Origin of the sequence: Pedobacter africanus (assembly GCF_900176535.1) — a bacterium.
In the GTDB taxonomy this organism is placed as follows: Bacteria; Bacteroidota; Bacteroidia; order Sphingobacteriales; family Sphingobacteriaceae; genus Pedobacter; species Pedobacter africanus.
In genome coordinates this window covers 114198-140595 of the sequence record NZ_FWXT01000001.1, presented here as the reverse complement: position 1 = coordinate 140595, position 26398 = coordinate 114198, and the positions used below count along the sequence as shown (strand labels likewise).

Here is a 26398-nt window from a genome sequence, read left to right as displayed (position 1 = left end):
TTTATTTTAATAAAAGAATTTATTTGAACAAAGCTTTAAAAGCCGCTAAAAAGCTATTATACAGTAAGTAATTTATCGGGGTTAGGGATGAAGTTCAGGAAGGCCTGGAAGTTTGCCTTGTATTTTTTCTTGTCCAGCTTAAAATAAAATGCCCCTTTTTTAGAGCCCGATTTGTCCTTCTCGTCCAGTTTAATCAGCAGTTTGGTCGCAGTCAGTTTCCGGATAAAGTTCCTGTTGTCTATTTGTGTATTGTAAACATCTTCGTAAAGGTTCTGCAGCTGTGGTATGGTGAATTTCTTAGGTAAAAGCTCAAAAAGGATAGGATGCAGGGCTGCTTTGTATCGTATTTTCTTTTTTGCGGCTTCTACCATATCATCATGGTCAAATATCAACGGCGGGGCATCTTTAAGCAGAAACCATTCTGCATGGTACTGGTCGTTAAGCTGAGTTTCATATTTATGGATGTCTATCAAGGCAAAATAAGTTACAGAAAGTGTTCTTTCTATCGGGTCCCTTAAAGGATTGCCATAAGCCTGGATCTGTTCCAGGTATACCCCTTTAAGTCCGGTAAGCTGGGTCAGCACCCGGTTCGCGGCATCATCCAGGCTTTCTTCTTCGCCTACAAAACCGCCCATCAGGCTCCATTTGTCTTTTTCAGGTTCAAAGCCCCTTTTGATCAGCAGGATTTTTAAATGTTCACCATCAAAGCCAAATACAATACAGTCAACAGCAATTAAGAAACGGGTTTGATTGGTGTATTTTTTCATATATTTATAATTATTTTTTATTTGTGGTGATGCTGTGCTATGGTTAACATTCTAAATCTGCAAATATTAATTGTTATTTTGACATTTAATATTCTTTTTCTACATTAGATACCAGTCAAATATAAAAACAAACTTATGAACAACAGACTAAATTCCATTTGCCTTTCTTTGATTTTCCTGTGGGCACTAAGCAGCTGTACCAATTCGGCAAATAAAAGTGCAGCATTTAACGATAGCACTGCCGTACAAAACATAGTCTTGCCAGATTCACTGGCTTTTAAAGGAGATGTGAACGGGAAGGTAGTGGGTTTATATACGTTAACCAACAAAGGAGGGGCGAAGGCGGTAATTACCAATTATGGTGGCCGATTGGTTTCTTTATGGGTACCTGATAATAAAAATGGCTTTACAGATGTGGTACTGGGGTACGATAGCCTGAAATCCTATCAGAAAAAAGGGGAACCCTTTTTTGGGGCAACTATTGGACGTTATGGCAACAGGATAGGAAAGGGAAGGTTTAGTCTGGATGGAAGGGATTACCAGTTACAGTTAAATGATGGTGTAAATACACTTCATGGTGGTTTCGATGGTTTTTTTGCACAGGTATGGGATGCGAAAAAGGTAAATGATCAAACGCTGGAACTGACTTATTTTTCTAAAGATGGTGAGGCCGGATATCCTGGCAATTTAATAGTTAAGGTAACTTATGAACTCACAAATAACCATGAACTTAAATTAAGCTATAACGCATCAACCGATAAAAGTACAGTTGTAAACCTGACCAATCATGCTTATTTTAACCTGAATGGTGCAGGCGATGCTACCATTACTGATCATTTACTAAACATTGATGCCGATAGCTATACACCGGTTGATTCTACACTGATCCCAACCGGGAAGATAGAAAATGTTGCAGGTACACCTTTTGATTTCAATATACCCACAAAGATTGGTGCCAGGATTAATGACACCAATGCGCAGCTGAAATTCGGAAAAGGCTACGACCATAACTTTGTGTTAAGGAAGGCAGAGGGATTACAAAAAGTAGCGAGTGTAAGCAGTGAAAAAACAGGTATTGTAATGGAGATTCTGACTGAAGAGCCCGGCCTGCAGTTTTACAGTGGTAATTTCTTAACCGGTGCAGAACGCGATGGCAAGGGCCAGCTAAGCTATCCGCACCGTTCGGCATTTTGTCTGGAAACCCAGCATTTTCCTGATTCACCCAATCAGCCATCTTTTCCTTCAACTGTATTGAAACCCGGAGAAGATTACCATACGGTTACCGTGTATAAGTTCAGTGTCAGGAAATGACAGCGTTGCAGCCATAGTGCAAAGGATGCTTTTTGTAAGGGGGCGATAGCGAATGTGGAAGTAAAACCTTATTTTTACACTGAACCAAATTGCTGCACATGTCGCCATTATTTTGCCGGATTAACCTGTTGCTCCTGGCGGCCCTGATATTGGGCTATGGCGTGGCTTATGGCCAAAAAACCAAGATGAGTTTCAACCATCTGACGGTAGAAAACGGACTTTCCCAAAGCAGTGTCCTTTCTATAGCGCAGGACAGTATGGGCTTTATGTGGTTTGGGACCAAGGATGGTTTGAATAAATACAATTCCCGCAGTTTTGAGATCTACAAGCGAGAAAAGGGGAATAAAAGTTCATTGAGCAGCAGCCAGAACATCAATGCACTTATTACCGATCGCAAGGGAAATTTATGGGTGGGTACACAAAAGGGATTGAACCGTTACCTGCCTGAAAAAAATGCCTTTAAACGCTACCTGCATAATGCAGAAGATAGGAACAGCCTGAGCAACAATATCATCAGGAGCCTTTACGAGGATAAAAAAGGCAACATCTGGGTGGGTACCGACAGCGGTTTGAACAAGCTGGGCAATGATGGAAAATTTCAACGGTTCTTGCCTGGAAAAATGGGCTCAGGCCTGGCACATCAGCTGGTGAAGACCATTTGTGAAGATCATGAAGGTAACCTTTGGGTGGGTACCCTGCAGGGGCTTACCAAAATCAGTCTGCAAAAAGGTAATTACCGCTTCGAATCTTATTATCATAAAACAGGCGATCCGAACAGCTTGATAGATAACGATATCAGTGTGGTTTTTGAGGACCTAAAACATAATCTTTGGGTGGGTACACATAATAATGGACTTGAATTGTTCAACCCAAAAACCGGTGTCTTTAAACATTTTACAGCCAGAAGAGGTGTACCTGGCAGCATCAGCAGCAATGTGATCCGGAAGATCAAGGTTGACCAGGATGGGCGCTTATGGGTATCCACCCTAAACGGGATCAATATTTTTAATCCTGAAACCGATACATTTACCGTACTTAACCACAATCCTGAAGATGCCTCAAGCCTGAACCAGAACTCTATTTACGATATTTTAAAGGATGCTGCCGGATCTATGTGGATGGGGACTTATTACGGGGGGGTAAATTTTTATCATGCCAATTCAACCCCTTTTAAAGGTTACAAATCTACCTTAGGCAAAAATGGTCTTAGCAGTAATGTGGTCAGTTCTATTGTAGAAGATGAAAACCATAATTTATGGATAGGTACCGAGGCCGAGGGACTGAACTATTACAACAGGACCACAGGAAAGTTTACCAGCTTTAAGCACGATCCGGAAAATCCGAGTTCTTTAAGCTCCAACCTGGTTAAAGCCATCTCCATAGATCAAAAAGGGAAGGTATGGATAGGTACTTATGAAGGAGGACTGGATGTATACCTGCCAGGCACCAACAGTTTTAAGCATTATAAACCCGACCCATCGAACCCCAAAGCCTTGAATTCAAACAGGATTGTCTGTCTGCTGCACGACAGTCAGGACAGGCTGTGGGTGGGTACCAGGGCCCATGGTTTATTTTTGTATAATGAAAATGAAGACAATTTCAGTCCGTTTAACCGGCAAAGTAACCAGCAGGACCTAAGGTTTACCCGCTACCTGTTTGAAGATTCAAAAAAGAACATCTGGATTGCAACCAATTCCGGAACCTATATCCTGGGGCCAAATGCAAAGCAGGTAAGACGGTTTACGATAGCCGATAAGTCCACTGCTTTTGATGACATCAACCTGATACAGGAAGACATAACGGGTACCATCTGGCTGGGTAGTTACGATTCCGGCCTTATCCGCTACCATCCTGCGCGTAACAAAATAAAATTCTATACCACAGCAAACGGCCTGCCCAGCAATGTGGTGCTCGGCGTTTTGGAAGACAATCATGGTTACCTGTGGATCAGCACAGCCGACGGGCTGGCCAAATTCGATAAAAAGGTATTCAAAACATTTACCGTTCAGGATGGCTTGCCAGGAAACGTGTTCAACTACAATTCCTTTTTTAAAGACAGCAAAGGCGAGTTCTTTTTTGGAGGTTACAATGGTTTGGTCAGCTTTTTTCCCGATCAGATCAGAGAAAATAAAAAGGTACCGAAAGTTATTTTTACAAGGCTCAGGCTTTTCAATAAAACTGTTGCTATTGGCGATGAAAGCAATTTGCTGAGCCGCAACATCAGCCTTACCAAAGAGATCACCTTTTCCCATTCACAAAATATTTTCAGCTTCGATTTTGCTGTACTCAACTATATCAAATCGGAAAAGAACAAATATGCCTATAAACTTGAAGGAGCAGATAAAGACTGGAATTTTGTAACATCGCCTACAGCTACATTTAACAATTTACCTTCAGGCACCTATAAATTGTTGATCAGGGGTGCCAATAACGATGGGGTCTGGGCAGATTATCCGGAGGAGATGATTATCCATGTACTCCCACCATTCTGGAAAACCTGGTGGGCCTATCTCATTTACGGGATCTGCCTGTCTGCCATACTTTTCCTGGTGTTCAGGTTTTTATGGATAAGGGCTTTGTTAAGGAAAGAACACGAAGTATACCAGATGAAAATGGACTTCTTTACCAATGTTTCGCACGAGATCCGGACGCCATTAACGCTTATTGTTGGCCCGCTGGAAAACCTGATCAACGATACAAAAGAGTCGCCACGCCTAAACAGGCGACTGCTTACCGTTAAGAAAAATGCTGGCCGGCTAACGCGCCTGGTTAACGAACTGATGGATTTCCGGAAGGAAGAGGCAGGTAAGATGACCCTTAATGTTTCACCCGAAAATATTGTTGAATTTGCCAAAGAGATTTACCTTTCGTTCCAGTACCTGGCCATTAAACACCATATTGACTACCAGTTTAACAGCAGCGAGGACAATATTGAAGTCTATTTTGATCACAGTCAGTTGGAAAAGGTGTTTTTTAACCTGCTTTCCAACGCCTTTAAATTTACTCCCGATTATGGGGTAATTGTACTTTCTGTAAAGCGAGGTGAAAAAGGTTATGTGGAGATTAGCGTAATTGACAATGGTAAAGGGATACCGGAAGATAGCCGGGATAAAATATTTACCAATTTTTACCAGGTAAAAGACCCGCTTTCCAGGCACAGCGGAACAGGAATAGGACTGGCACTTTCAAAAAAAATAGCCCGTTTACATCATGGTGATCTGCTGTTGCTGTCTAACCAGCTGCCTAACGGGACCAGTATGCAAACCTGCTTTTGCCTTAAACTAAAAACTGGTAGCCAGCACTTTAAAAAAGAAGAGCTGATACCGCAGTACGTAAATGTTGAAAGTCCGGATCTGTACCGGCTGCCGCAGGAAGTTGCCCTGGAAGAGGAGCCTGCCTTCACAGAACAAAGTATAGCCGAAGAAAGGGTGACTTTGCTGATCGTTGAAGATAACCCGGAAATACGTGATTTTGTGAAAGCCTCGCTGAAACCGTTTTACCATATTCTGGAAGCTGAAGATGGAGGAAGGGGAGTGGAGGTCGCCTTTGAAAAGATACCGGATATCATTGTCAGCGATGTAATGATGCCTGTTATGGATGGGCTTGAGCTGTGCCGCACGCTGAAAACAGATCCCCGCACCAGCCATATTCCTATTATCCTTCTTACAGCACGTTCCGGGAACATCCACGAAGTAAGTGGGCTAAAAACCGGAGCCGAAGCTTATATCACCAAACCCTTTAGTATAGATGTGCTACAACTCAACATCAAAAACCTATTGTCGCTGCAGGCCAATATGCGCCGTAAGTTCAGTCAGCAGATTACCTTGCAGCCTTCCAACATCCTGATCGAATCTTCCGATGAGGAGTTTCTGAACAAGATCATGGGTATCATTGAAAACAATTTTAGTGTAGATGATTTTAATGTAAATATCCTGGCCGCCGAAGTGGGGATGAGCACACCTATTTTATACAAAAAAATCAAGACCCTAACAGGGCTTACTGTCAACAACTTTATCAAATCTGTACGTTTAAAACGTGCGGCACAACTGCTTAGACAGGATACCTATACGGTTTACGAGGTGGCTTATATGGTGGGCTTCAGTGATAGCAAGTACTTTAGCAAAGAGTTTGTGAAGCAGTTTGGAAGAACACCGAGCGACTATATTACGGAGGAATTTTAAAGCCTATGGAAATGAAGAAGCATTTGAGGACAATTTTTATGCTTTTGTTTGTAGGGTTCGGCAGCGTTGCCTGTGCCCAGAACAAGATACTGGTGTTTCAATCCGACTTCGGTTTAAAAGACGGTGCGGTATCTGCAATGAAGGGGGTGGCCATGGGCGTATGCACCGATCTGAAACTATTCGATCTTACCCACGAGATTCCTGCATACAACATTTGGGAGGCAGCTTACAGGCTGGTTCAAACGGTGCCTTATTACCCGGCAGGAACGGTATTTGTATCTGTAGTAGATCCCGGAGTGGGTACCGAACGGAAATCTGTAGTGTTAAAAACCAAAACCGGGCAGTTTATAGTGACACCAGATAATGGCACCTTAACACTCATTGCAGAAGAGCTGGGCATTGCAGGGCTCAGACAGATTGATGAAGCCATCAACAGGCGCAGCAATTCGGGCCAGTCCTATACTTTTCACGGCCGCGATGTATATGCCTACACCGGAGCACGTCTGGCATCGGGCAGGATTACATTTGAGCAGGTTGGGGCAGCGCTGCCTTTAGCCGTGGTTAGCATTCCGTACCAAAAAGCAGTGCTTGAAAATGGAAGGCTAAAGGGCAATATTGCTATCCTCGATATCCAGTATGGCAACGTCTGGACAAACATCAGCCAGCAACTGCTTAAGAAAGCAGGTATTAAATATGGTGATGCATTGCAGCTCTCTGTTTTTCATAACGGCAAACAGGTATACGAAGGGGATATGCCATTTTTGGAAACTTTTGGGGCTGTGGCTACAGGAAAACCGCTGGCTTACCTTAACAGCCTGATGCAGTTGTCTTTTGCGCTGAACCAGGGCAGCTTTGCCGATGCCTTTAAAATTGGCAGCGGACAAGAGTGGAGTGTGACCATAAGCCAAAATCGCTGAATAAAAGGCCAAAAATTTGAGGGCTAACCCGTCCTGAATCCAGTATCTTTGGTGAGGATGCTAACCAGATATCAAATTATATTGCTAACAGCTGTATGGGGCATCATTACCATGCCCCGCGGAAGTGCCCAGATCAGGCATACCATCTGGGATACCAAAGAGATTTACAACATACCTTCTTATGAGACGGTAAGTACCGATTCTGCTATAGGTATCATTTACAAGGGGCTTAGCTATAAAGGGCAAGCCAAAAATGTATATGCCTTTTACGCCAGTCCGGGTACCCTGAGCGGCAACCGCTCGGCCGATAGGCAATTGCCTGCGGTAGTGCTGGTTCATGGCGGTGGGGGTACTGCTTTTAAAAACTGGGCCATTATGTGGGCCAAAAAAGGTTACGCAGCAATTGCTATGGACTTACGCGGTAATGATTTCAATAAAAAACATATTGCTGGTGGTTTTGATGAGCCAGGTTCGGGAACTCCTTATTTTACCATCACACCAAAGTTAAATGAGCAGTGGATGTACCAGGCTATAGGCGATGTGATACTAGCGCATAACCTGATCCGCAGTTTTAAGGAAGTAGACAGCAACCGCACAGCGCTTACAGGGATCAGCTGGGGTGGGATCATCAGTTGTGCTATAGCCGGTATTGACAACCGGTACAAAGCTGTAGTACCGGTGTATGGCTGTGGTTATCTGTTTTATAATACCGCCATGCGTAACGACCTGGCAAAACTGGGTAAGACCGATAGCGCTACCTGGGTTAAACAATACGATCCATCTCAATACCTAAAGAAAGCAAAAATGCCCATGCTGTTTGTAAATGGTACGAACGACAGCCATTTTTACCTGGATAGCTATGCCAAAACCTACAGCTCGGTTAAAAACAGGAACCTGTCCGTGAAAATCGGCCTCAAACATAACCATTCCTATGGCTGGGCAAACAAAGAGATTTTCACTTTTATAGATAGCTATCTGAACAACACAGCGCCTTTGCCGGTTATGCAGGCGCCAAAGTTTTCCGGAAAAAAAATTACTGCAGGTTTTAAAGCTGTTGTACCTGTTGATAAGGCTTATCTGAATTACACTACAGATGCATCGGCTTTGCTAAAAGATAAAAAATGGGAGAGGATAGAACTGAAAACTGAAAATAACAAAATAACTTTACCAGACCTGCCTGCCGGAACAAGGATATGGTATTTGTCGGTAACCGACAGCCGGGAGATGGAAGTATCGGGCGATTTGCAATGGAAAACGGTGATTAATCACTAAATTTATAATAGACAATTGAACTATGCCTTACAACCAATTAACTGATGAGGAATTGGCTGATCTCCTTAAAACCGGAGACCATATGGCATTTAGTGTTATTTTTGACCGCTTTTACGGCTTACTTTTTATACATGCCTGTAAGACCATACGTGACGAAGAAGAAGCGAAAGATGTGGTTCAGGAGTTGTTTGAGACCTTATGGATGCGCCGTGAAAGTATCACTTTTGAACAGAGCTTATCGGCCTACCTGTATGCGGCCATCCGAAACCGCATCATTAACCGCATTTCGCACCGGCAGGTAGAAAATAAATATATAGAGTCGCTCCGCGATTTTATTGACCGCGATACCTATATGGCCGATTACAGGCTTAGGGAAAGAGAAATGAAGCGGATTGTAGAGCGGGAAATTTCGTCGTTACCGGCTAAAATGAAAGAGATCTTTGAACTCAGCAGAAAGGATTATCTGTCTTATAAGCAAATAGCGGTTAAACTGCAGCTTTCTGAACATACGGTGCGGACGCATGTTAAAAAAGCCCTCAGGATACTGAAGCCAAAGTTGAGTTTGATTACCTATTTGTTCCTGGTTTATTACCTGTATTGATTTGATTGGAAAACCTCAGTTTGATGTGCATGCAGTGCGCGCCCGGGATGCGGCTGCCCTGTTCCAGAATACCTTTTCACCAAAAGTTTTTTTGCAGCCTCTATAAACAATTGATCATTTTTAAATTTGAATAATTTTCCAGGCTCTGAAAATGTTTGTAGTTTTAGCATACACAAATGTTTACTATGAACAAGAACGCTTTAGCAGCTGTTTCCCTTACATTTTAGCTAAGTTTGCATTAAGGATGGAGGATTACAGTGAACTTTCTGATGAGGAGCTGGCTGACTTGCTGCGGAGCGGGGATGAACCGGCGTTTACTGTAATTTACCACAGGTACTGGCGCCTGATGTATGCGCATATCTATAAAATGCTACGTGATGAGGACGAAGCGAAGGACCTGCTGCAAGACTTGTTTAGTGGTTTATGGATTAACCATGCTGGCTTTCCGGAAAAGGTTAATTTGTCGGGGTATCTTTATGTGTCTGCACGTAACAAAGTACTGAACCTGATACGTAAACAGAAATACCGCGACGATTATCTTGGCTCGCTCGCTACGTTTGCCAATGAAGCCAGTAACGCGACCCTGGATTTGCTGAACGAGCGTGACCTGATGGAAGCCATTGAGCGCGAAATCCGAAATCTGCCACCCAGAATGCGCCAGGTTTTTGAAATGAGCCGCAAGGAAAACCTGAGTCATAAAGAAATTGCAGCACGTCTGGGCACATCAGATGAGACCGTTAAAAAACAGATCAACAAATCGTTAAAACAGATTAAACTGGGCTTAAAAGACGCAGGAACTACCGCTTTGGCGCTGCTGTTACTGTTAAGGTAGCCTGCTGGTATGGCAAAAGTAAAAATATTTTGCCAGGCAATACCCCCAGTCCGTTTTTGATGTGTTTTGTTATTAAAGGCCATATAGGGAGGCCATGTTATCAATGAATAAAGAGGGAGCAGACAGAATCTTAGAAAAATATTTGGCCGGCCAGGCTAGTGCAGAAGAAACTGCGCTTATCGAATGTTGGTATTTAAATGCTTCGGATGAGCGAAAACTGACCGATATGGATAGTTTTGAAAGACTTAACGACGAACTTTGGCGGGGTACTATAGAAAGGGCTGGACTGCTGCCAGCTAAAAAACCGGTGAGAAAGCTTTGGCTGCGCATGGTTGCAGCAGCCTCTGTTATTTTGGTAACCCTGTGGTTTTTCAGGGATAAGCTACCCGGCTCAAATCCCGAGCTGGTCATTGCAGTAAACCAAACCGCTCCAGGTCACAATCGGGCTACCTTAACCTTTGCCAATGGCGAAATCATTCAGCTTAGTGAAGCACAAACAGGAGTGGTAGTCCATAGGGATCAGCTAAGTTACAATGATGGCAGTCCGGTGAACACACCGCAAGAGCCAAAAACAGCTGCCGAAATCCAGCTGACAGCTGCTACCCCGCGTGGCGGCACCTACCAGGTAACCCTTCCTGACGGCACTCGCGTCTGGTTAAACGCGGCCACTAAGCTTGTCTTTCCTTCTAAATTTAATGACAGGGAAAGAAAGGTACAGTTGAGCGGTGAGGCTTACTTTGAAGTAGCAAAGAGCAGAGAGAGAATGCCATTTATAGTGATCAGTAAAAATCAGGAGGTAGCAGTGTTGGGTACCCATTTCAATATCAGCAGTTACCCTGATGAAAATAATGTAAAAACCACCTTGCTGGAGGGGCGCGTGAGTGTGAGAAACACCCTGTCGAACGAACAGAGCAGTATTATCCTGAAGCCAGGGCAACAAGCTGTTGTTGGCTCTGGTTCGGGCATAAAAATAACCGAGGCCGATCTGGAAATGGCTATAGCCTGGAAAAACGGGTTGTTCTATTTTAAAGATGCTGACCTGAAAACCATATTGCGCACATTTTCACGCTGGTATGATATCGACCTCATTTCAACAGAACTTCCCGCCGACAGGAAATTCTCGGGCAAGTTATACAGAAACATGGATGCCCCTCAGGCGCTGCAGGTATTGAAACTCCTTGACGTAGAGCTGAGCCTGGAAAAAGGCATGCCGAAAGTGCCTCAGAAAAATATTGTTAAACCTTAAACCAGAAAAAGAATGATTAAAATACTAACCTGAGCCATACTTAGGAATGGAAAATTGCGGAGGTGTTACCAGCACCCCCGCATAAGCGTCCGGACCAATCCCTTAAGGGAAAAACAATTCATCTAAACCATTTTTTATTAATCCAAACTTTACAAAAGTAGTGAAATTAAAATTTCTAGTAAGAATTATGAAGCTTACCACCTTGATGTTATTTGTAACATTAATGCAGGCAAGTGCTGTAGGATACGGCCAAAAGATATCTTTATCGGAGCACAACGTGCCGATAGAAAAGGTCTTTAAAGCAATTGAGAAACAAACGGGCTATGTGTTTCTGTACGACAACAATATTTACAGGCAACGCGTAAGCATCCATGTAAAAAATGCCGGTATAGAAGAAGTGCTGAACACGCATTTCAAATCACTTCCCTTAACGTTCAGCATTGTTAACGGCAATAACATTGTTGTAAAACAAGCGCCTCAATCGCTCGCGGACAAGGTATTGAACCTGTTTAACCAAAAGAACCCCGTTAAGGGCAAAATTACCGATGAGGGGGGACGTCCGATACCGGGTGTCACCATCTTAAACCAAACGACCGGAAAGGGCACCATCTCTGAGGGGTCTGGTGCTTACAGCATTGAAGCCGATAAGGGCGACTTGCTGGTGTTCAGCTATATTGGCTATCAGCAAAAGAGGGTCGCTGTTGCCGATCAAACAACCATCAACATTTCCCTGGAGCCCGAGACTTCGAGCCTGGACCAGGTGGTGGTAGTGGGATATGGCAATACTAAAAAGAAAGACCTTACCGGTTCTGTGGCTGTAGTAAATGCGGCAGATATCAAAGACGCACCTTTTGCTACGGTAGACAATGCACTGGCCGGCAGGGCCAGCGGCGTGCAGGTAACCAAGGCCGATGGTTCTCCGGGTGGCGCCGTGCGCATCAGGATCAGGGGATCCAGCTCCTTACTGGGCGGAAACGATCCCCTATATATCATCGATGGTGTACCGGTGCAGATAACCAATAACTTCGTTAACCCGGGATTTGATGTAGGCAGCCCGGTCGGCAATGAAATTAACGGAATGGGGAGCATGAACGCTGGTTTATCTACTGCCTTTACCAATGGTCTGAATAGTCTTGGTGGCCTGAATGTAGAGGACATCGAATCCATCAGTATCCTCAAAGATGCTTCTTCCACTGCAATTTACGGCTCAAAGGCTGCAAATGGGGTAGTCATGATTACCACAAAAAGGGGTAAGAAGGACATGAAACCGCAAATCTCTGCAAATTATTATTCCACCTTAACCACACCCAAACTGCCCAAATTGTTAAATGCAGAGCAGTACAGGATGTTGCTTACCGAATCGGCACAGAATTTATTTGATGCTGCCGAGGCGGCAGGCGATGATTATATCCCGGAAAATGTAGAACAGATACTGAATAATCCCAAGGACTTTTTCGGCAAGGCCAACACCAACTGGCTGAAAGAAGTAACGCGCAATACAGTGTCGCACAATGCTGATCTTTCTGTACAGGGAGGTGGTGCTGCATCCAAATATTTCAGCTCCATTTCCTTTAACCAGACACCTGGCGTGCTAAAGTCTACCAACTATGAACGTGTAGCGGGCAAGCTGAACATTGAGAACGAGATTGGCAGCAAATTCCGGTTCATCACCAATTTAAACCTGGGTTATACCAATCAGAACATTGGCGATGGAGCTTACGGACAGGCATTAAGGGCAAGGCCCGATCTTGCACCGTACGATGAAAACGGCATGCCGGTTTCTTTCGCAGGACGAGCGGGCGAAGATTACATGGGTTATGAAAACCCTGTTGGCCTGTTGCAGGCCACTAACAATGCCAAAACATTCAGTATGCTGGGCTCATTGTCTGCAATATACGACATCACTAAAGCACTGGAGTTTAAGAGCACGGTTTCTCTGAACATGCAAACCTATAACCAGCGCAATTACATGCCCAGCTTTATCCTTACCGGAAATTATTTTGGCAGCACTTCTGGAAATTCCGGTATTGGCAGTAATTCCAACAGCAGGATGAGCAACTGGTTCCTGGAAAACACACTTACCTATAATAAAACCATAGCCGACATTCACGACATCAACGTGTTGGCCGGTACATCTTATGAAACCAGGAAGAACAGCTTTTTCAGTGCCACGGCTTCGGGATATCCAAATGATCATTCCTTAAATAACCTTTCCTCTGCCATAACACCCTTGTTTACGCGTGGCGATGAACCAGGCGGGCCGCAGAGTTATTTGTTGTCCTTCTATTTGCGTGCAAATTATACTTTATTGGACAAATACCTGTTCACTTTTACCGGGCGGACAGACGGTTCCTCCAAGTTTGGTACCAACAATAAATTTGGCTATTTCCCTTCGGCGGCTTTGGGCTGGAGGATCTCCAAAGAGAACTTCCTGAAAGATGTGAAATGGATAGAAGACATTAAGCTGAGGGGAAGTTACGGACTTACCGGAAGCCAGAATATTGGCGACCAGATGTACCGTACACTGTATACACCTAAGGCCTACGCCGGTGCCAATGCACTAACGCCAACTCAACTTGGTAATGAGAACATCAAGTGGGAGAGCACTAAATCTGTCGATCTGGGATTGGATATTTCCTTGTTTGACAACAGGTTGCAGCTTACAGCCGATTATTACGATAAACGCACCAATGGCGCCCTGCTTAACCTGCCGATTGCACCAAGTACCTCATATTATACATTGCTCGCCAATACGGCCGATTTGAAAAACAGAGGTTTTGAGTTTAGCATACAGGGTGATATTATAAAGCACAAAGATTTCAGATGGAATGCTTCCTTAAACCTGACCTGGAACAAAACTATTGTGACCAGGCTGGATCCGACAGCCAGTTTGCGTCAGATTGGAAATATGACTGGTCTGGAATGGCAGAACACCCTGATGAGGGAAGGGATGCCGTTGGGAATGATGCTGGGCTATACCTTTGTAGGCATCATTAAAACCCAGCAACAGCTGGATGCCTATAAAAAAGAGATCGGCCCCCTGCAGCCTATCCTATATCCTTATCTGGGCATTGGCGACCCGATGTACCAGCTGGATTACGAGTATTTTAAATCGCGCAATTCCGCCTTTGCCGATCAAAGGACGATCATGGCGCATGCGGCACCTAAGTATTATGGGGGAATGAGCCAGGCTTTCAGCTATAAAAACCTGGACCTGCAATTGTTCTTTACCTTTTCGCAGGGAGGCAGGTTGCTATGGGGCGATCATGTGAGCAGTCGCCAGTTCTCGGGTGCGGCCAATGCCAATGTGATTATGCTTAACCGCTATCATGCCGGCAATACCAGTACCGACCGCGAGCGCCTGGTGCTGGAGGGAACCATGCCGATGCCTTCCAGCATCGATGTGTTCAGTTCTTCGTACATTAAATTAAGGACCATGAACCTGAATTACAGGTTTAACAAAGCAAAATGGATGCAGCGCGCCGGACTGAACAATACCTCGGTCTTTATGTCGGCCACTAATCTGTTTACCCTTACAAAATATCCCGGAAATGATCCTGAAACTACCAATGATACCTATAGTGTGGGTGGTGGTTATTTTGACGTGAGCAATTACCCGGTAGTGCGCACATTTTCATTAGGACTTAAACTTGGATTTTAACACAACATTGAAATGAAATACATACAATTCAGATTATTGCTGCTATTGCTGGTCGCCGGTACTTTTATCTCCTGCGACAAGCAACTAAATGTTTATCCTACCAACAAGCTGGTAGATGGTAATGTGATCATAGACCTTAAAAGTGCCGAAACCGTATTAAATGGTGTTTATTATGCCTTTGCCTATGCAGGTACAGATAACATTACGGGAATAGAATCTGTGAGGTGGGCTACCGTTAACGAAATCATGCCTTCAGAACTGGCCGGAACTGTAGCTTATGCTTACGGACAGGATGGATTCATGAATATGGCCTACCGCAATCCCAACAATATCCTAAGTTCTAAATGGGAGTATGGCTACGATATGGTAAACGCAGCCAATGGTTTTCTAAAGAATGTAGCACCAGTAGAAAACATCCCGGCAGAGCGGAAAAAGCAAATGATCGGAGAAGCGAAGTTCCTGCGTGCTTTTGCAAATGCAGACCTGCTCCTTTATTTCGGGCAATATTATGACATAAACAGTAAATATGGGATTATACTGAGGGACGAGTTTGTATCAGCAGAACAGATACGAATGGCCAGAAGTTCTGTAGCGGCTTCTTATAATGCGATACTTAAAGATCTGGACGACGCGATTGCCGGTTTGCCCCCGAGAGGCAGTAAGATCCACTATGCCAATCTGTGGGCAGCCAAAATGTTAAAGGCCCGTGTGCTGATCAACCGCGGGGCAGCAGGTGACTATGAACAGGTAGTTGGCCTGACCGAGGACATCATTCTAAACAGTAATTTTAAACTTGAACCAAATTTAAAGGACCTGTTCCATGTAAAGGGTTTCAGCAGTGAGGAGGTGATGCTGGCAGTACAGCCTTTTCCGACTGAGCGTTACAAATTTTACCTGAACAACACGAGCGTAGATTTTTATGTCACACCGGCTTTGAAGGATTTGCTGGCCAACGATCCGAGGAAAGACTGGATGTATAAAGACGCCAAAAACATCAATGGCATCCTGCCTTCCATCACAAAGTATTTTTCAGGAAATGTGATGGCACCGCTTAAGGCCCCCTTGGTATGCAACAGTTATGCTTTCCGCTTAACAGAGGCTTACCTTACCCAGGCCGAGGCCATTACTCTGGCAAAGGGAGACCTTACAAAGGCAAAATCAAATTTGAAAACAGTGATGGGGCACGCAGGGCTAACTGATTTCAGTAAAGTAGACGAAGCAGTTACACCTGACGCCCTGCAATTGCTCATTGTACAGGAAGTAAGGAAAAATTTCCTGCAGGAAAGCGGACTGGACTGGTTGGCTATGCGCAGGCTTCCTATGGCCACGCTGCAGGGCATAAGGCCTGCCGTTAAATCCCGCTTCTCTTTTATACTTCCAATTCCGGTGGCCGAGATGAGCGCCAACGGTCTGATGGAACCAAATCCTGCTGAATAATGATGACTAAATTCTATACATTAGCCCTGATCCTGATTACAGGATCAGGCATCAATGCTCTTGCACAAACTCCAGCAACAGCAGAAAAAGTTGTTTTTAAAGGCAAGGCCGATGTGAAATACAACGGGGAATATGTTTACCTGTTTTCTAATCAACCAAAAATGGTCCGCGACAGCGCAAAAATCAGCAACGGTGCTTTCCGCTTTTCGAGGCCATTTACAGAGGCTGGTGAATACGCCTTTTACAGTGGTTACGAGAAAAGAACCACTGGAGATTATTCGGTGCTGATCATTCCTTTCGAAAAGGCTTCAGAAATGAGCATCAAGGCAGATATGCGGCGTTTTAATCTATCGGAAGTAAAGGGGAGCAGCGGTTTTTTTATTTATGATGCATTTGCAAAAGCCACAGACCCCGTTTACGAAAAGCTGATGAACGATCTGATCAATAAATACGGTAAGGCATACCTGTATGATATGAAGCGGGATACCACGGCGCAGAAATATAAAGATATGATTGCGGAGTATACCACAGGAAAAGCAGTCTATAATGAACTGTTGAAAAAGCATTTGATCAGTACAGTAAATATGTACCCAAACTCCTTCGCTTCGGTGCTGTTGATGCAAAGTTATGTAGAGAACCTGGATCTCCCTACTGCGGAAGCCTTGAGTAAAAAGCTCGCTCCCATGGTAATGGATAATTTTTTTGGCCATAATTTACTGAGTCAGATCAATGGCCGTAAGAATTCCGTTATCGGCAATTTTATAGAAGATTTTACTTTAAATGATCCGCAAGGACAGCCGTTAAAGTTCTCTTCGCTAAAGGGCAGGTATGTCCTGATCGATTTCTGGGGAAGCTGGTGCGGTCCATGCCATGTAGCTTTTAAGGAGCTGCGGACCTTATATGCCAAATACCAGGGTAAGGGATTTGAGATTTTAGGGCTGGCTACAGAAAACAGTAAGGCTGCCTGGCTCAAGGACCTGGAAAAGGAAAAATTGCCCTGGTTGCAGGTGATAGATGAGCAGGGCAATAAAAGTGTATCCCTGGAGCAATTTGCAATTAGCAAATATCCGACTACGGTGCTGGTCGACCCGACGGGAAAGATCATAGGCCGGGACTTAAACATGAAAGCGCTGGAAGCAATATTGGATAAATTGTAGGCTTCTCCATTTGTCAAATACCAACCCTGAAAGGCAAGACCGGCCGGGGTTGGTATTTTTTTTTATTTTTTTTAAAAACAGAGTACCCTATACCCCCGGAGTTTCCTGTCATACTGTTATAAAACCAAAAAACAGGTAAACGGCATGCAAAAGGACCCGCATAAATTATTGGAAAAATATAAATCCGGTAATTGCTCTGAAGAAGAAAAAGCAATTGTGGAAAGCTGGTACCTGGAACTGGAGCGGCAGCAGGCACCTGCGCATGAGGTCATCACGAAAAGCAAAGATCAGGTCTGGACCTCACTGGCTGAAAAGACTACCAGGCCTTTAGAAAAAACTGCCTCCGGAAAGGTATATCTTTTTAAAGCTGCTGCCTGGGCAGCTGTAGTGTTTTTAGTGGTGTCAGTTGTGTATTTAACCGGCAATCGCCAGAAAGATGTACCTATGGCAAATGGCAGCGCAAAAGATGATGTCGTGCCGGGCGGGGATAAAGCTTTTCTGACCCTGGCCAATGGCCGGAAAATTTCCCTTACCGATGCTGCCAATGGCGAAATAGCCAAAGAAGCCGGATTAAGTATTACTAAAACTGCAGACGGACAGTTGGTTTATACAGTAAAAGAAGATACTGAAACCAGCACCAATTTATTGAATACTATTGAAACCCCTAAAGGGGGCAAATACCAGATTAATCTTCCCGACGGTACCCGGGTTTGGCTAAATGCAGCCTCTTCATTGCGCTACCCTGCAAAGTTCGTGGGAGATAAGCGGATGGTAACCCTAACCGGAGAAGGCTATTTCGAAGTAGCAAAAAACCGGGAAATGCCTTTCATCGTTAAAACCGCCGGTCAGGAAGTACATGTACTGGGTACCCATTTTAATATCAACAGTTATGCCGATGAAGGCAGTGTTAAAACTACCCTTGCTGAAGGTTCAGTTCGTGTAATCCCGGCTGCGGAAGCTGAAAAGATAACTTTAAAGCCAGGAGAACAAAGCGAATTGGACAACAAGGGCATAAAGGTGAAGAAAGCAGATCTTGAAGCAGTGCTCGCCTGGAAGCAAGGTGACTTTATTTTCGATGGGGAAGACCTGAAAAGCATCATGAGAAAGGTAGCCCGCTGGTACGATGTAGAAGTAATCTATAAAGGCGTATTCGACCACCTTAAATTCGGAGGATCCATATCGCGCTCAAAAAATATTTCATCCGTATTGGGAATTATGGAAGAAACCGGCAGCGTGCATTTCCATATAGAAGGCAAGCGTATTACCGTAACAGATACAACAAAATAAACAGCAAAACCAAAAATTTAAACAGCATGAGAAAAAGAGATACGATATCGGATAGTCCCTAAATTGAGGTGATGATGCCATAAAAAAACCGGAAGTGTAGCAACCACCCCCGGTAAAAAAATGGCTGGGATTGCCCTCCAACAGTTAATTTTCGTTTAAACCCCAACTAACCAAATGTATGAACTTTTACACACAATCTGTATGTAAGCCAAGGGGCTTTGTACACAAATTTCTACTGGTGATGAAAATAGCCACCATATTACTGGTCACCGTATTTTTGCAATTTGCCCAGGCAAGCAGGGCACAACGCATCACTTTGTCGCAAAAAGGTGCGCGACTGGAACAGTTATTTAAGGAAATCCGCAAGCAGAGCGGATACGATTTCTTTTATGACCTGAATGCATTGAAGAATGCCAAAAGAATAGATCTCTCTGTACAAAATGAGACGTTGGAAGAAGTGCTGAAACGCTGCTTTGAAGACCAGCCTTTTACCTTTGTGATTAAAGACAAGGCGGTAATTGTAAAACCAAGGGAGCGCCAGTCGGCCGTAAACGACGCTGCTGTTGTACAGCAGAAAATAGACATTAAGGGCAAGGTAACTGACGATAAGGGTGGGCCGCTGCCGGGTGTAAGCATCAAGTTGAAAGGCAGCAATACCGGAACCATGAGCGATAGCAATGGTAATTTTGCATTGACACTGCCCGACGGTTCAGGAACGCTTGTTTTTACTTTTATTGGTTTCGCCCCACAGGAAGTCCAGGTAAACAACAGGACCAGCTTCAATGTAGTCATGAAGGAAGAAGATAAAGCGCTTACGGAAGTGGTAGTGGTGGGCTATGGTACCCAGAAAAAAGTGAACCTGACAGGAGCTGTTGCTTCTGTTTCTGGTAATGAGCTTACCACCCGCCAGGCACCCAATACAACATCTTTGCTACAGGGCCGTATGCCTGGTGTACAGGTAACCCAGAATTCCGGACAGCCGGGAGCGGAGGCCGCAAGTATCCAGATTCGTGGTATGGGCACGTTCAGTAAGGCCAGCAATAACCCACTCATTTTAATTGATGGAGTTGAAGGGGATTTAAATAATGTGAACCCCAATCAAATTGAAAATGTATCAGTGCTGAAAGATGCCGCTTCTGCAGCCATTTATGGATCCAGGGCAGCAAATGGTGTAATTTTGGTGACCACAAAAGCAGGTAAGGCCGGCAGGTTAAATGTCGACTACAACTATAATTTTGGTAGCCAGCGTGCCACTTCCATGTACGACAGGATTACCAATTCTGTAGAGTTTATGGAATTGCTGAACAAGGCAATTGATCATACCGGAACAAGTACCAATCAGCGTTATACGCCTGCACAAATTGAAGCTTATCGTCAGGGTGCGATTACCAATCCTGCTCAGTACCCTAGTTTTGATTGGATGGATGCGATTTTCCGTAAAGCGCCTATGCAGCAGCACTATCTGAGTGTAAACGGAGGTAAAGAAGGTACAACCTATAATTTTGGTGCGGGCTATCTGGATCAGGATGGTATGCTGATTGCCACTGGTTACAAACGTTACGATGCACAATTTAACTTCAAAACGGAGCTGAACAAAAGGGTAACTTTCGGAACCAATATTTCCTTCTCAAAAGGAAAACGTAATGAAACGGCACTAAACGGAAATTTTGATGGGAATTCCACCGAAGATCAGATCCTGAGCGCCCTTGCCGCTCACCCTACATTTACCCCTAAGTTACCCGACGGTAGCGGAAGATATGCCGCCAAAGCCTATATATTTGAAGGCGGTAATAAAAACCCGGTAGCCATGGCCGAAAACGGTGGGAGGTACCTGAATAACCACTATGCTTTGGCTTCTGCTTATTTGAACGTGGACATCCTTCCAGGCTTAAAAGGCGAGATCAAAGGTGCCGTAAAATACAATGAAAGAGAAACCAAGGTGCATATCGTTGGTGTTCCAGGATACATGTTCCTGCCAGAAACCAATGGCAGCTACTTGTACAACACGCAGTGGAATGGAACGGTTGGTGAAAACAACCTGACGGTCCGCGATGACAAGGACGTACAGTACACGATTTTCGGAACCCTGAACTACAACAAAAAAATTGCAGAAAACCATAACCTGAATGCATTGCTTGGCGTTAGTCAGGAAACCTTCAGGTACGACCGCTTGCAGGGTTTTAAAAGAAATGCACCATCAGATGACCTGCTGGACCCAAGTATTTTTGAACCAGGCGGACAAACCGTTGAAGGCTTTAGCTATGAGTGGGCCTTGCAATCCCTGTTTGGAAGGTTAAACTACGATTATAAAGAAAAATACCTTTTAGAACTAAATTTCCGCTATGATGGTTCTTCACGTTTCCCAACAGGAAATAAATGGGGCTTTTTCCCTTCGGCATCAGCAGGATGGAGGATCAACCAGGAAGATTTTCTTAAAGATGTAAACTGGATCAATAGCCTAAAAGCAAGGGCATCCTGGGGACAGGTAGGTAACCAGAACGTAAACCGTACGCTTTTAGGGGAAGCGATGCCTTATCCATATCAATCGGTTTTAAACCCTTATCTCTATTTTATAGGGGGTAGTTTACAGCAGGGGGTTACCCAAACCGACCTAATCAACCGCAATGTACAATGGGAAACCACAACGGTTACCAATTTAGGTCTGGATTTCAGTTTGTTCAACTCAAGTTTGTCTGGTTCGGTAGAATGGTACAACAAACGGACTACAGATATTTTAAGAGAACTACAGGTGCCTGATTTTATTGGTCTTGCCGGGCCAACGGTAAACAACGGAGAAATGAAAAACACTGGTTTTGAGTTCCTGCTGGGCTATCAGGGTAAAATAAATGATTTCCGTTATAAGGTACAGGGTAATTTTGAAACCTATAAAAATAAACTGGTAAAGTTTGGCGCACGTGAAATAGACAATTCCAATGGTTACATCAGGCAGGAAGGCTTGCCTTACAACTCTTTTTATATGTACCTGTTTGATGGGATTTATCAGAATCAGGCAGAGATTGACAATGGACCGACTCCATTGGTAAAACCAAAACCGGGCGATATGAAGTATAGGGACGTAAGCGGGCCGAATGGTGTGCCAGATGGTAAAATAACAACGGATGACCGTGTAGTGGTGGGCGGGGCTTTTCCCAAATTTAATTACGGTTTAACAGTAAATGCCGATTACAAAAACTTTGACCTCAGCTTCTTTTTCCAGGGGGTACAGGGACGTAAAATTTATGTAAGGGAATGGGGAATTGCGCCTTTCAGACAAGCGGGGCCGCCACCTACTTTCTGGAGAAATGCCTGGGACGGCGAAGGGACTTCCAATACCATTCCACATATTTTTAATGAGCTCTATGCGCCGAATACACAGGTTTCTGACTGGTGGTTACAGGATGCTTCTTACCTGAGGTTAAAGAACCTGCAGCTGGGTTATAACCTGCCAGCCAAATTGCTGAACAAGGCAAAAATTCAGGCCCTAAGGTTATATGTGTCGGGTGATAATCTGCTTACCTTCACCAATTTCTTTGAAGGAAGTGACCCGGAAAGGGCTTCGGCAAACGGAAGGGCAGCCATTTACCCGCAGGCAAAAATTTATTCATTCGGACTTAAGGTTACGCTTTAAACAGGAATAACATGAAACTAAAAATAAAAACCGGAATGCTGTTGATATTGGCTGCGCTGGCCATATCCTGCAAAAAAGAACTGGACAAGGATCCGCTTTCCAACCCTAAAGAAGAGAACTACTGGCGTACAGAGGGAGAGGCCAATAAAGCCCTGGTAGCTTGCTATGCCAAACTCAAAGAACCTATTTTTTCCAATGGCAAAAACCAGAGTGGAAATGGCCTGTATTGGGAAGCACTGTCGGACAATGCCTCGAATACATCGGGTTATGAGTCCTTTGATGTGGTGATGCGGGGCGATCACAACTCTGCCACAACTGGTATTATAAGCAAGACCTTTACTTTTGGCTTTCAGGGGATTGCAGCATGCAATTATTTTCTGGCCAATGTAGACCGTGTGCCAAATCTGCTTGAGTCAACCAATAAAAAGATGAAGGCCGAAGCGATGTTCCTGAGGGCTTATTATTATAACGAACTGACGCAGCTTTATGGCGATCTGCCCCTGATTTTACAACCTGCAGTACCAGGGGGAGATTTTTTAAATACCCCACGTTCGCCGAAAGCTGATGTTGTTACCCAGATCCTCAAGGACATTGACTATGCCATTGCCAATCTGCCGCAAATTGCCTATACAGACGGGCGTGCAGTTAAAGGTGCGGCTATTGCTTTAAAAACAAGAGTGCTGTTAAACAATGAGCGTTTTGGCGAGGCGGCTACCACAGCATGGAGCCTGATTGGCGATCCTGCCAATCCTTTCCAGCTGGCACCAGATTATGCAGGTATTTTCTTTGGCGGCCAGGCCAACAATAAGGAAATCATGTTCTCGGTACAGTTCCGTGCCCCAGATGATTATCATTCGCTGGATCAGGTAATCGGCGGACGTATGTCTATATTTCCAACAGTAGAAATGAGAAACGCCTATGAACCCAACGATCCGCGCAGGAAAATGACCATTTTCGAAGCGGGCGATCCATGGGCTTATAATCCCGCGGGTTTTAAACAATTGGGAAGTACAGCTGAGGGGCAGATCCCTTATACCGGGATGGCCATTAAAAAATGGGTAAACCTTTCCATAAATAATGCTTCTGGGGCAACGTTGAGCGATCAGCACATGATAAAGATCCGCTATGCAGACTTTTTGCTGATGTATGCTGAAGCCATGTTTGAAAGCGGGCAAGGCGCAGACAGCCGCGCGTTGAAAGCCTTGAACGATGTAAGGGCAAGGCCTGGTGTAAATATGCCGCCTAAACTGGCACTCACTCGCGAGATCATCAGAAATGAGCGCCGCGTGGAGCTCGCTTTCGAAGGTTTGCGCTATAACGACCTGATCCGCTGGAAGATTGCAGCCCAGGTTATCCCTCAAATACCTTACAATAACGCGGGGGCAAAACGTAAATTCAAATCTTACCTGTTCCCGATACCTCTCGGGCAGATGGATATCATGAGGAACGTTTGGACACAGAATCCTGACTTTTTGTAAATATATTTGGTTATGGTTAGGATTAATTACCTGCTTTTGCTGCTGCTGTTGGTGGCAGCAAAAGCTTCTTCACAGACCAATATTGTGGTAAAAAGCCCCAATCAGAAAATATCGTTTAACCTTTCTGTACAAAAGAACAAACTAAGCTATTTCATTTCCGGCAATAATATCAAGGTAATTGAACCTTCTGCTATCAGCATGGCTTTGGATTTAGCCACCATTACAGAGGGGGTAACTTTGGGCAAGGCCGAAGTTTATGAGCTCAACGAACAATATCCATGGTATGGCGCACATTCAACTGCCCGTAACCATTATAAAGGTGCAAAAATCCCTGTTTCAAAAGGAAGCCTGAATTATTTTTTAGACGTGCGTGTTTTTAATGATGGCGCTGCTTTCAGGCTAATCGTTCCAGGTAAAGAACAACAGAAGAGAATTGCAGACGAGGCTACGGTATTTACCTTGCCAAAAGGCACTGCCGCCTGGTATCACGACTTATACATGCATTATGAGGGTGTTTATGAAAAGAGGTTATTGGATACGGTAAAAGCCGGGCAATGGGCAGCACCTTCAGTTACGTTTCAGCTGCCTGGCAGCAAGCTATATGTGGCTATAACCGAGGCAGATCTTAAAAATTATGGTGGTATGGCTTTGCAAAGCAATGGAAGACGGGGAATGGTGCTGCGCTTGCCGCAAAACCAGCCTACCTCATATCCTTATAAACTGCGCTATAGTCCGGAAGACACCTTGAAACGTTCAAAACCCGCGGCAATTACCGGAACCATTCATACACCATGGCGGGTAATTATGATTGCAGAGAACCTGAATAGCCTGGTCAACAATGATATGGTGCATAACCTTTGTCCGCCACCCGATAAACAACTGTTTCCTGAAGGAATCAAAACAGCATGGATAAAACCAGGGCCTGCAGTATGGAAATACCTGGACGATGGCGGCGAAAGTAGCGTGGCCAATATGAAGGAGTTTTCAAGAATGGCTGCAGAACTAGGGTTTAAGCACAATATCCTGGAAGGGTTTTGGAGGCGCTGGAGCGACAATGAACTGCAGGACCTGGTGAATTATTCAAAAGAAAAAGGAGTGGGGATCTGGCTCTGGGAACATTCAAAAGATTTATGGGATGCGGGCAAAAGACAGGCCTTCTTTAAGAAGTGCCATGACATGGGCATTGCCGGTCTGAAACTGGATTTCTTTGACCACGAAGGTAAGGATGTAGTAGACCTGTACCAGGACATCCTTAAAGAAACAGCGGCTTTGCAGCTGATGTTAGACTTTCACGGGGCAAATAAACCTACCGGTACAGAACGTACCTGGCCAAATGAACTCACCCGTGAAGCAGTTAAGGGGATGGAAGCCAGTAAACTGGCCGATAGGGCCGGGCATAACGTAACCCTTCCTTTTACCCGTTTTATTGCCGGACATGCCGAATATACGCCGGTACATTTTGGTGAGCGACGTAAGAATACCACATGGGCACACCAGATTGCTACAGCTGCAATTTTCAGTGCCCCTTTGCTGACGTATGCTGCCAGTCCGCAAAACCTGCTGAACAACCCTGCGGTGGAAATGATCAAAAGCATTCCATCCATTTGGGATGAAACCATCGTTTTACCGGGATCGGCAATAGGAGAGGCTGCAGTTTATGCCCGTCGGAAGGGCGATACCTGGTTCCTGGCCGTAATAAACGGTTCAAAACCTAAAAAACTGAATATTCCTTTGTCTTTTCTTGTTCGTGATGCGTATCAAACCTTGGAGGTGAAAGACACACAAGGGAATACAGGTGCATTAACACTGGAAAACAAAACCTATGGTAAAGCCGACAGTATCGAGCTTGAGCTCGGAGAAGGTGGTGGATACATAGCCAGATTTGGCCTGTAAATAATCTGCTTTGTGATTTATGCCAAAATCACTGAATGTAATGCCAAACTGAGCAATTTCTAATGTATTACATTTGGTTAGAAGCTAACCAAATGTAATACCAAGATAATTTAATCATTTTATGTCGGTACAGCACTTACATACGGATGAAGAATTATTTGTGCTGCTCAGAACAGGGGATCACGAAGCCTATAAGCAGATTTTTGAACGTTTTTATGGCGTACTCTATCTCCATGCCCTGAAAATCCTTCGCGATGAGGATGAGGCTAAAGATATTGTTCAGGAACTCTTTGAGATGTTATGGCGAAAAAAGGATACCCTGTTACTGAACGGGAGTCTTTCTGCTTACCTCTACGCTGCAACCAGGAATATGGTACTGAATCTCATTGAACACAAGAAAGTGAAAGTACGCTACCTGGATTCGCTTAAGGAATTCATTGACGAAGATCCCTGCCTGCCCGATGTACTTGTGCGGGAAAAAGAATTGAAACATATGATTGAAAAGGAAATCGAAGCTCTTCCTGTAAAGATGGGTGAGATTTTCAAACTGAGCCGCACTGAGCACCTGTCTCACAAAGAAATCGCAACACAGCTGCAACTCTCCGAGCTTACCGTAAAAACCCAGGTAAAAAGAGCGCTCAAGATATTAAAACCCAAATTTGGCTTCATCATTGGTTTAATTACCACATTTATTTCCTGATTTTTTCATTCCACGTACCCCCAGTGGTAT

Annotated in this window: 16 protein-coding genes; 15 read left to right on the top strand and 1 reads right to left on the bottom strand. The window is 44.4% G+C overall.

What is annotated here, in order from left to right:
• Window positions 1-56: 56 nt before the first annotated feature.
• Window positions 57-767 (bottom strand): NUDIX hydrolase, encoded by a 711-nt coding sequence (locus B9A91_RS00475; protein ID WP_084236361.1) that lies wholly within the window; start codon window positions 765-767, stop codon window positions 57-59.
• 135 nt (window positions 768-902) lie between these two features.
• Between B9A91_RS00475 and B9A91_RS00470 the strand changes: the two genes are divergently transcribed.
• The 15 genes from B9A91_RS00470 to B9A91_RS00395 all read left to right on the top strand — a co-directional run bounded on the left by B9A91_RS00470 (window position 903) and on the right by B9A91_RS00395 (window position 26368).
• A complete protein-coding gene (locus B9A91_RS00470; RefSeq protein ID WP_084236359.1) occupies window positions 903-2078 on the top strand; it encodes an aldose epimerase family protein in 1176 nt (391 codons plus the stop codon).
• 98 nt (window positions 2079-2176) lie between these two features.
• On the top strand, window positions 2177-6259 hold the full coding sequence (locus tag B9A91_RS00465; protein ID WP_084236357.1) for a hybrid sensor histidine kinase/response regulator transcription factor: 4083 nt from the start codon (window positions 2177-2179) through the stop codon (window positions 6257-6259).
• Between the two features lie 11 nt (window positions 6260-6270).
• Window positions 6271-7176, top strand: a complete 906-nt coding sequence (locus B9A91_RS00460) for an SAM hydrolase/SAM-dependent halogenase family protein (RefSeq protein ID WP_084239521.1) — start codon at window positions 6271-6273, stop codon at window positions 7174-7176.
• Window positions 7177-7233: 57 nt separating this feature from the next.
• Complete coding sequence (locus B9A91_RS00455; protein ID WP_084236355.1) at window positions 7234-8448, top strand: alpha/beta hydrolase family protein; 1215 nt, start codon at window positions 7234-7236, stop codon at window positions 8446-8448.
• Window positions 8449-8470: 22 nt separating this feature from the next.
• Window positions 8471-9049 (top strand): RNA polymerase sigma-70 factor, encoded by a 579-nt coding sequence (locus tag B9A91_RS00450; protein WP_084236353.1) that lies wholly within the window; start codon window positions 8471-8473, stop codon window positions 9047-9049.
• Window positions 9050-9293: 244 nt separating this feature from the next.
• Window positions 9294-9881, top strand: coding sequence for an RNA polymerase sigma factor (locus B9A91_RS00440; RefSeq protein ID WP_084239520.1), 588 nt, complete (start codon window positions 9294-9296; stop codon window positions 9879-9881).
• 103 nt (window positions 9882-9984) lie between these two features.
• Window positions 9985-11127, top strand: coding sequence for a FecR family protein (locus B9A91_RS00435; protein ID WP_159451595.1), 1143 nt, complete (start codon window positions 9985-9987; stop codon window positions 11125-11127).
• A 187-nt stretch (window positions 11128-11314) separates the two neighbouring features.
• Window positions 11315-14788, top strand: a complete 3474-nt coding sequence (locus tag B9A91_RS00430; protein ID WP_084236348.1) for a SusC/RagA family TonB-linked outer membrane protein — start codon at window positions 11315-11317, stop codon at window positions 14786-14788.
• 12 nt (window positions 14789-14800) lie between these two features.
• On the top strand, window positions 14801-16225 hold the full coding sequence (locus B9A91_RS00425; RefSeq protein ID WP_084236346.1) for a RagB/SusD family nutrient uptake outer membrane protein: 1425 nt from the start codon (window positions 14801-14803) through the stop codon (window positions 16223-16225).
• Window positions 16225-17382, top strand: coding sequence for a TlpA family protein disulfide reductase (locus B9A91_RS00420; protein WP_084236344.1), 1158 nt, complete (start codon window positions 16225-16227; stop codon window positions 17380-17382). The genes B9A91_RS00425 and B9A91_RS00420 overlap by 1 nt, the downstream gene beginning before the upstream one ends.
• A gap of 144 nt (window positions 17383-17526) precedes the next feature.
• Window positions 17527-18669, top strand: a complete 1143-nt coding sequence (locus tag B9A91_RS00415; RefSeq protein WP_084236342.1) for a FecR family protein — start codon at window positions 17527-17529, stop codon at window positions 18667-18669.
• 178 nt (window positions 18670-18847) lie between these two features.
• Window positions 18848-22297 (top strand): TonB-dependent receptor, encoded by a 3450-nt coding sequence (locus B9A91_RS00410; protein ID WP_235012320.1) that lies wholly within the window; start codon window positions 18848-18850, stop codon window positions 22295-22297.
• An 11-nt stretch (window positions 22298-22308) separates the two neighbouring features.
• Window positions 22309-23775, top strand: a complete 1467-nt coding sequence (locus tag B9A91_RS00405) for a RagB/SusD family nutrient uptake outer membrane protein (protein ID WP_084236339.1) — start codon at window positions 22309-22311, stop codon at window positions 23773-23775.
• Window positions 23776-23787: 12 nt separating this feature from the next.
• Complete coding sequence (locus tag B9A91_RS00400) at window positions 23788-25668, top strand: glycoside hydrolase family 97 protein (protein ID WP_084236337.1); 1881 nt, start codon at window positions 23788-23790, stop codon at window positions 25666-25668.
• A gap of 121 nt (window positions 25669-25789) precedes the next feature.
• Window positions 25790-26368 carry an RNA polymerase sigma factor gene (locus B9A91_RS00395; RefSeq protein ID WP_084236335.1) on the top strand — a complete coding sequence of 193 codons (579 nt, stop codon included), beginning with the start codon at window positions 25790-25792 and terminating at the stop codon, window positions 26366-26368.
• Window positions 26369-26398: the final 30 nt, after the last annotated feature.

Bases quoted from the DNA above. Each gene is read 5' to 3' on its own strand.
- B9A91_RS00465 (WP_084236357.1), top strand. From the start codon at position 2,177: ATGTCGCCATTATTTTGCCGGATTAACCTGTTGCTCCTGGCGGCCCTG.
- B9A91_RS00455 (WP_084236355.1), top strand. From the start codon at position 7,234: ATGCTAACCAGATATCAAATTATATTGCTAACAGCTGTATGGGGCATC.
- B9A91_RS00410 (WP_235012320.1), top strand. From the start codon at position 18,848: ATGAACTTTTACACACAATCTGTATGTAAGCCAAGGGGCTTTGTACAC.
- B9A91_RS00420 (WP_084236344.1), top strand. From the start codon at position 16,225: ATGATGACTAAATTCTATACATTAGCCCTGATCCTGATTACAGGATCA.
- B9A91_RS00430 (WP_084236348.1), top strand. From the start codon at position 11,315: ATGAAGCTTACCACCTTGATGTTATTTGTAACATTAATGCAGGCAAGT.
- B9A91_RS00475 (WP_084236361.1), bottom strand. From the start codon at position 767: ATGAAAAAATACACCAATCAAACCCGTTTCTTAATTGCTGTTGACTGT.
- B9A91_RS00395 (WP_084236335.1), top strand. From the start codon at position 25,790: ATGTCGGTACAGCACTTACATACGGATGAAGAATTATTTGTGCTGCTC.
- B9A91_RS00405 (WP_084236339.1), top strand. From the start codon at position 22,309: ATGAAACTAAAAATAAAAACCGGAATGCTGTTGATATTGGCTGCGCTG.
- B9A91_RS00440 (WP_084239520.1), top strand. From the start codon at position 9,294: ATGGAGGATTACAGTGAACTTTCTGATGAGGAGCTGGCTGACTTGCTG.
- B9A91_RS00400 (WP_084236337.1), top strand. From the start codon at position 23,788: ATGGTTAGGATTAATTACCTGCTTTTGCTGCTGCTGTTGGTGGCAGCA.
- B9A91_RS00435 (WP_159451595.1), top strand. From the start codon at position 9,985: ATGAATAAAGAGGGAGCAGACAGAATCTTAGAAAAATATTTGGCCGGC.
- B9A91_RS00450 (WP_084236353.1), top strand. From the start codon at position 8,471: ATGCCTTACAACCAATTAACTGATGAGGAATTGGCTGATCTCCTTAAA.
- B9A91_RS00470 (WP_084236359.1), top strand. From the start codon at position 903: ATGAACAACAGACTAAATTCCATTTGCCTTTCTTTGATTTTCCTGTGG.
- B9A91_RS00425 (WP_084236346.1), top strand. From the start codon at position 14,801: ATGAAATACATACAATTCAGATTATTGCTGCTATTGCTGGTCGCCGGT.
- B9A91_RS00415 (WP_084236342.1), top strand. From the start codon at position 17,527: ATGCAAAAGGACCCGCATAAATTATTGGAAAAATATAAATCCGGTAAT.
- B9A91_RS00460 (WP_084239521.1), top strand. From the start codon at position 6,271: ATGAAGAAGCATTTGAGGACAATTTTTATGCTTTTGTTTGTAGGGTTC.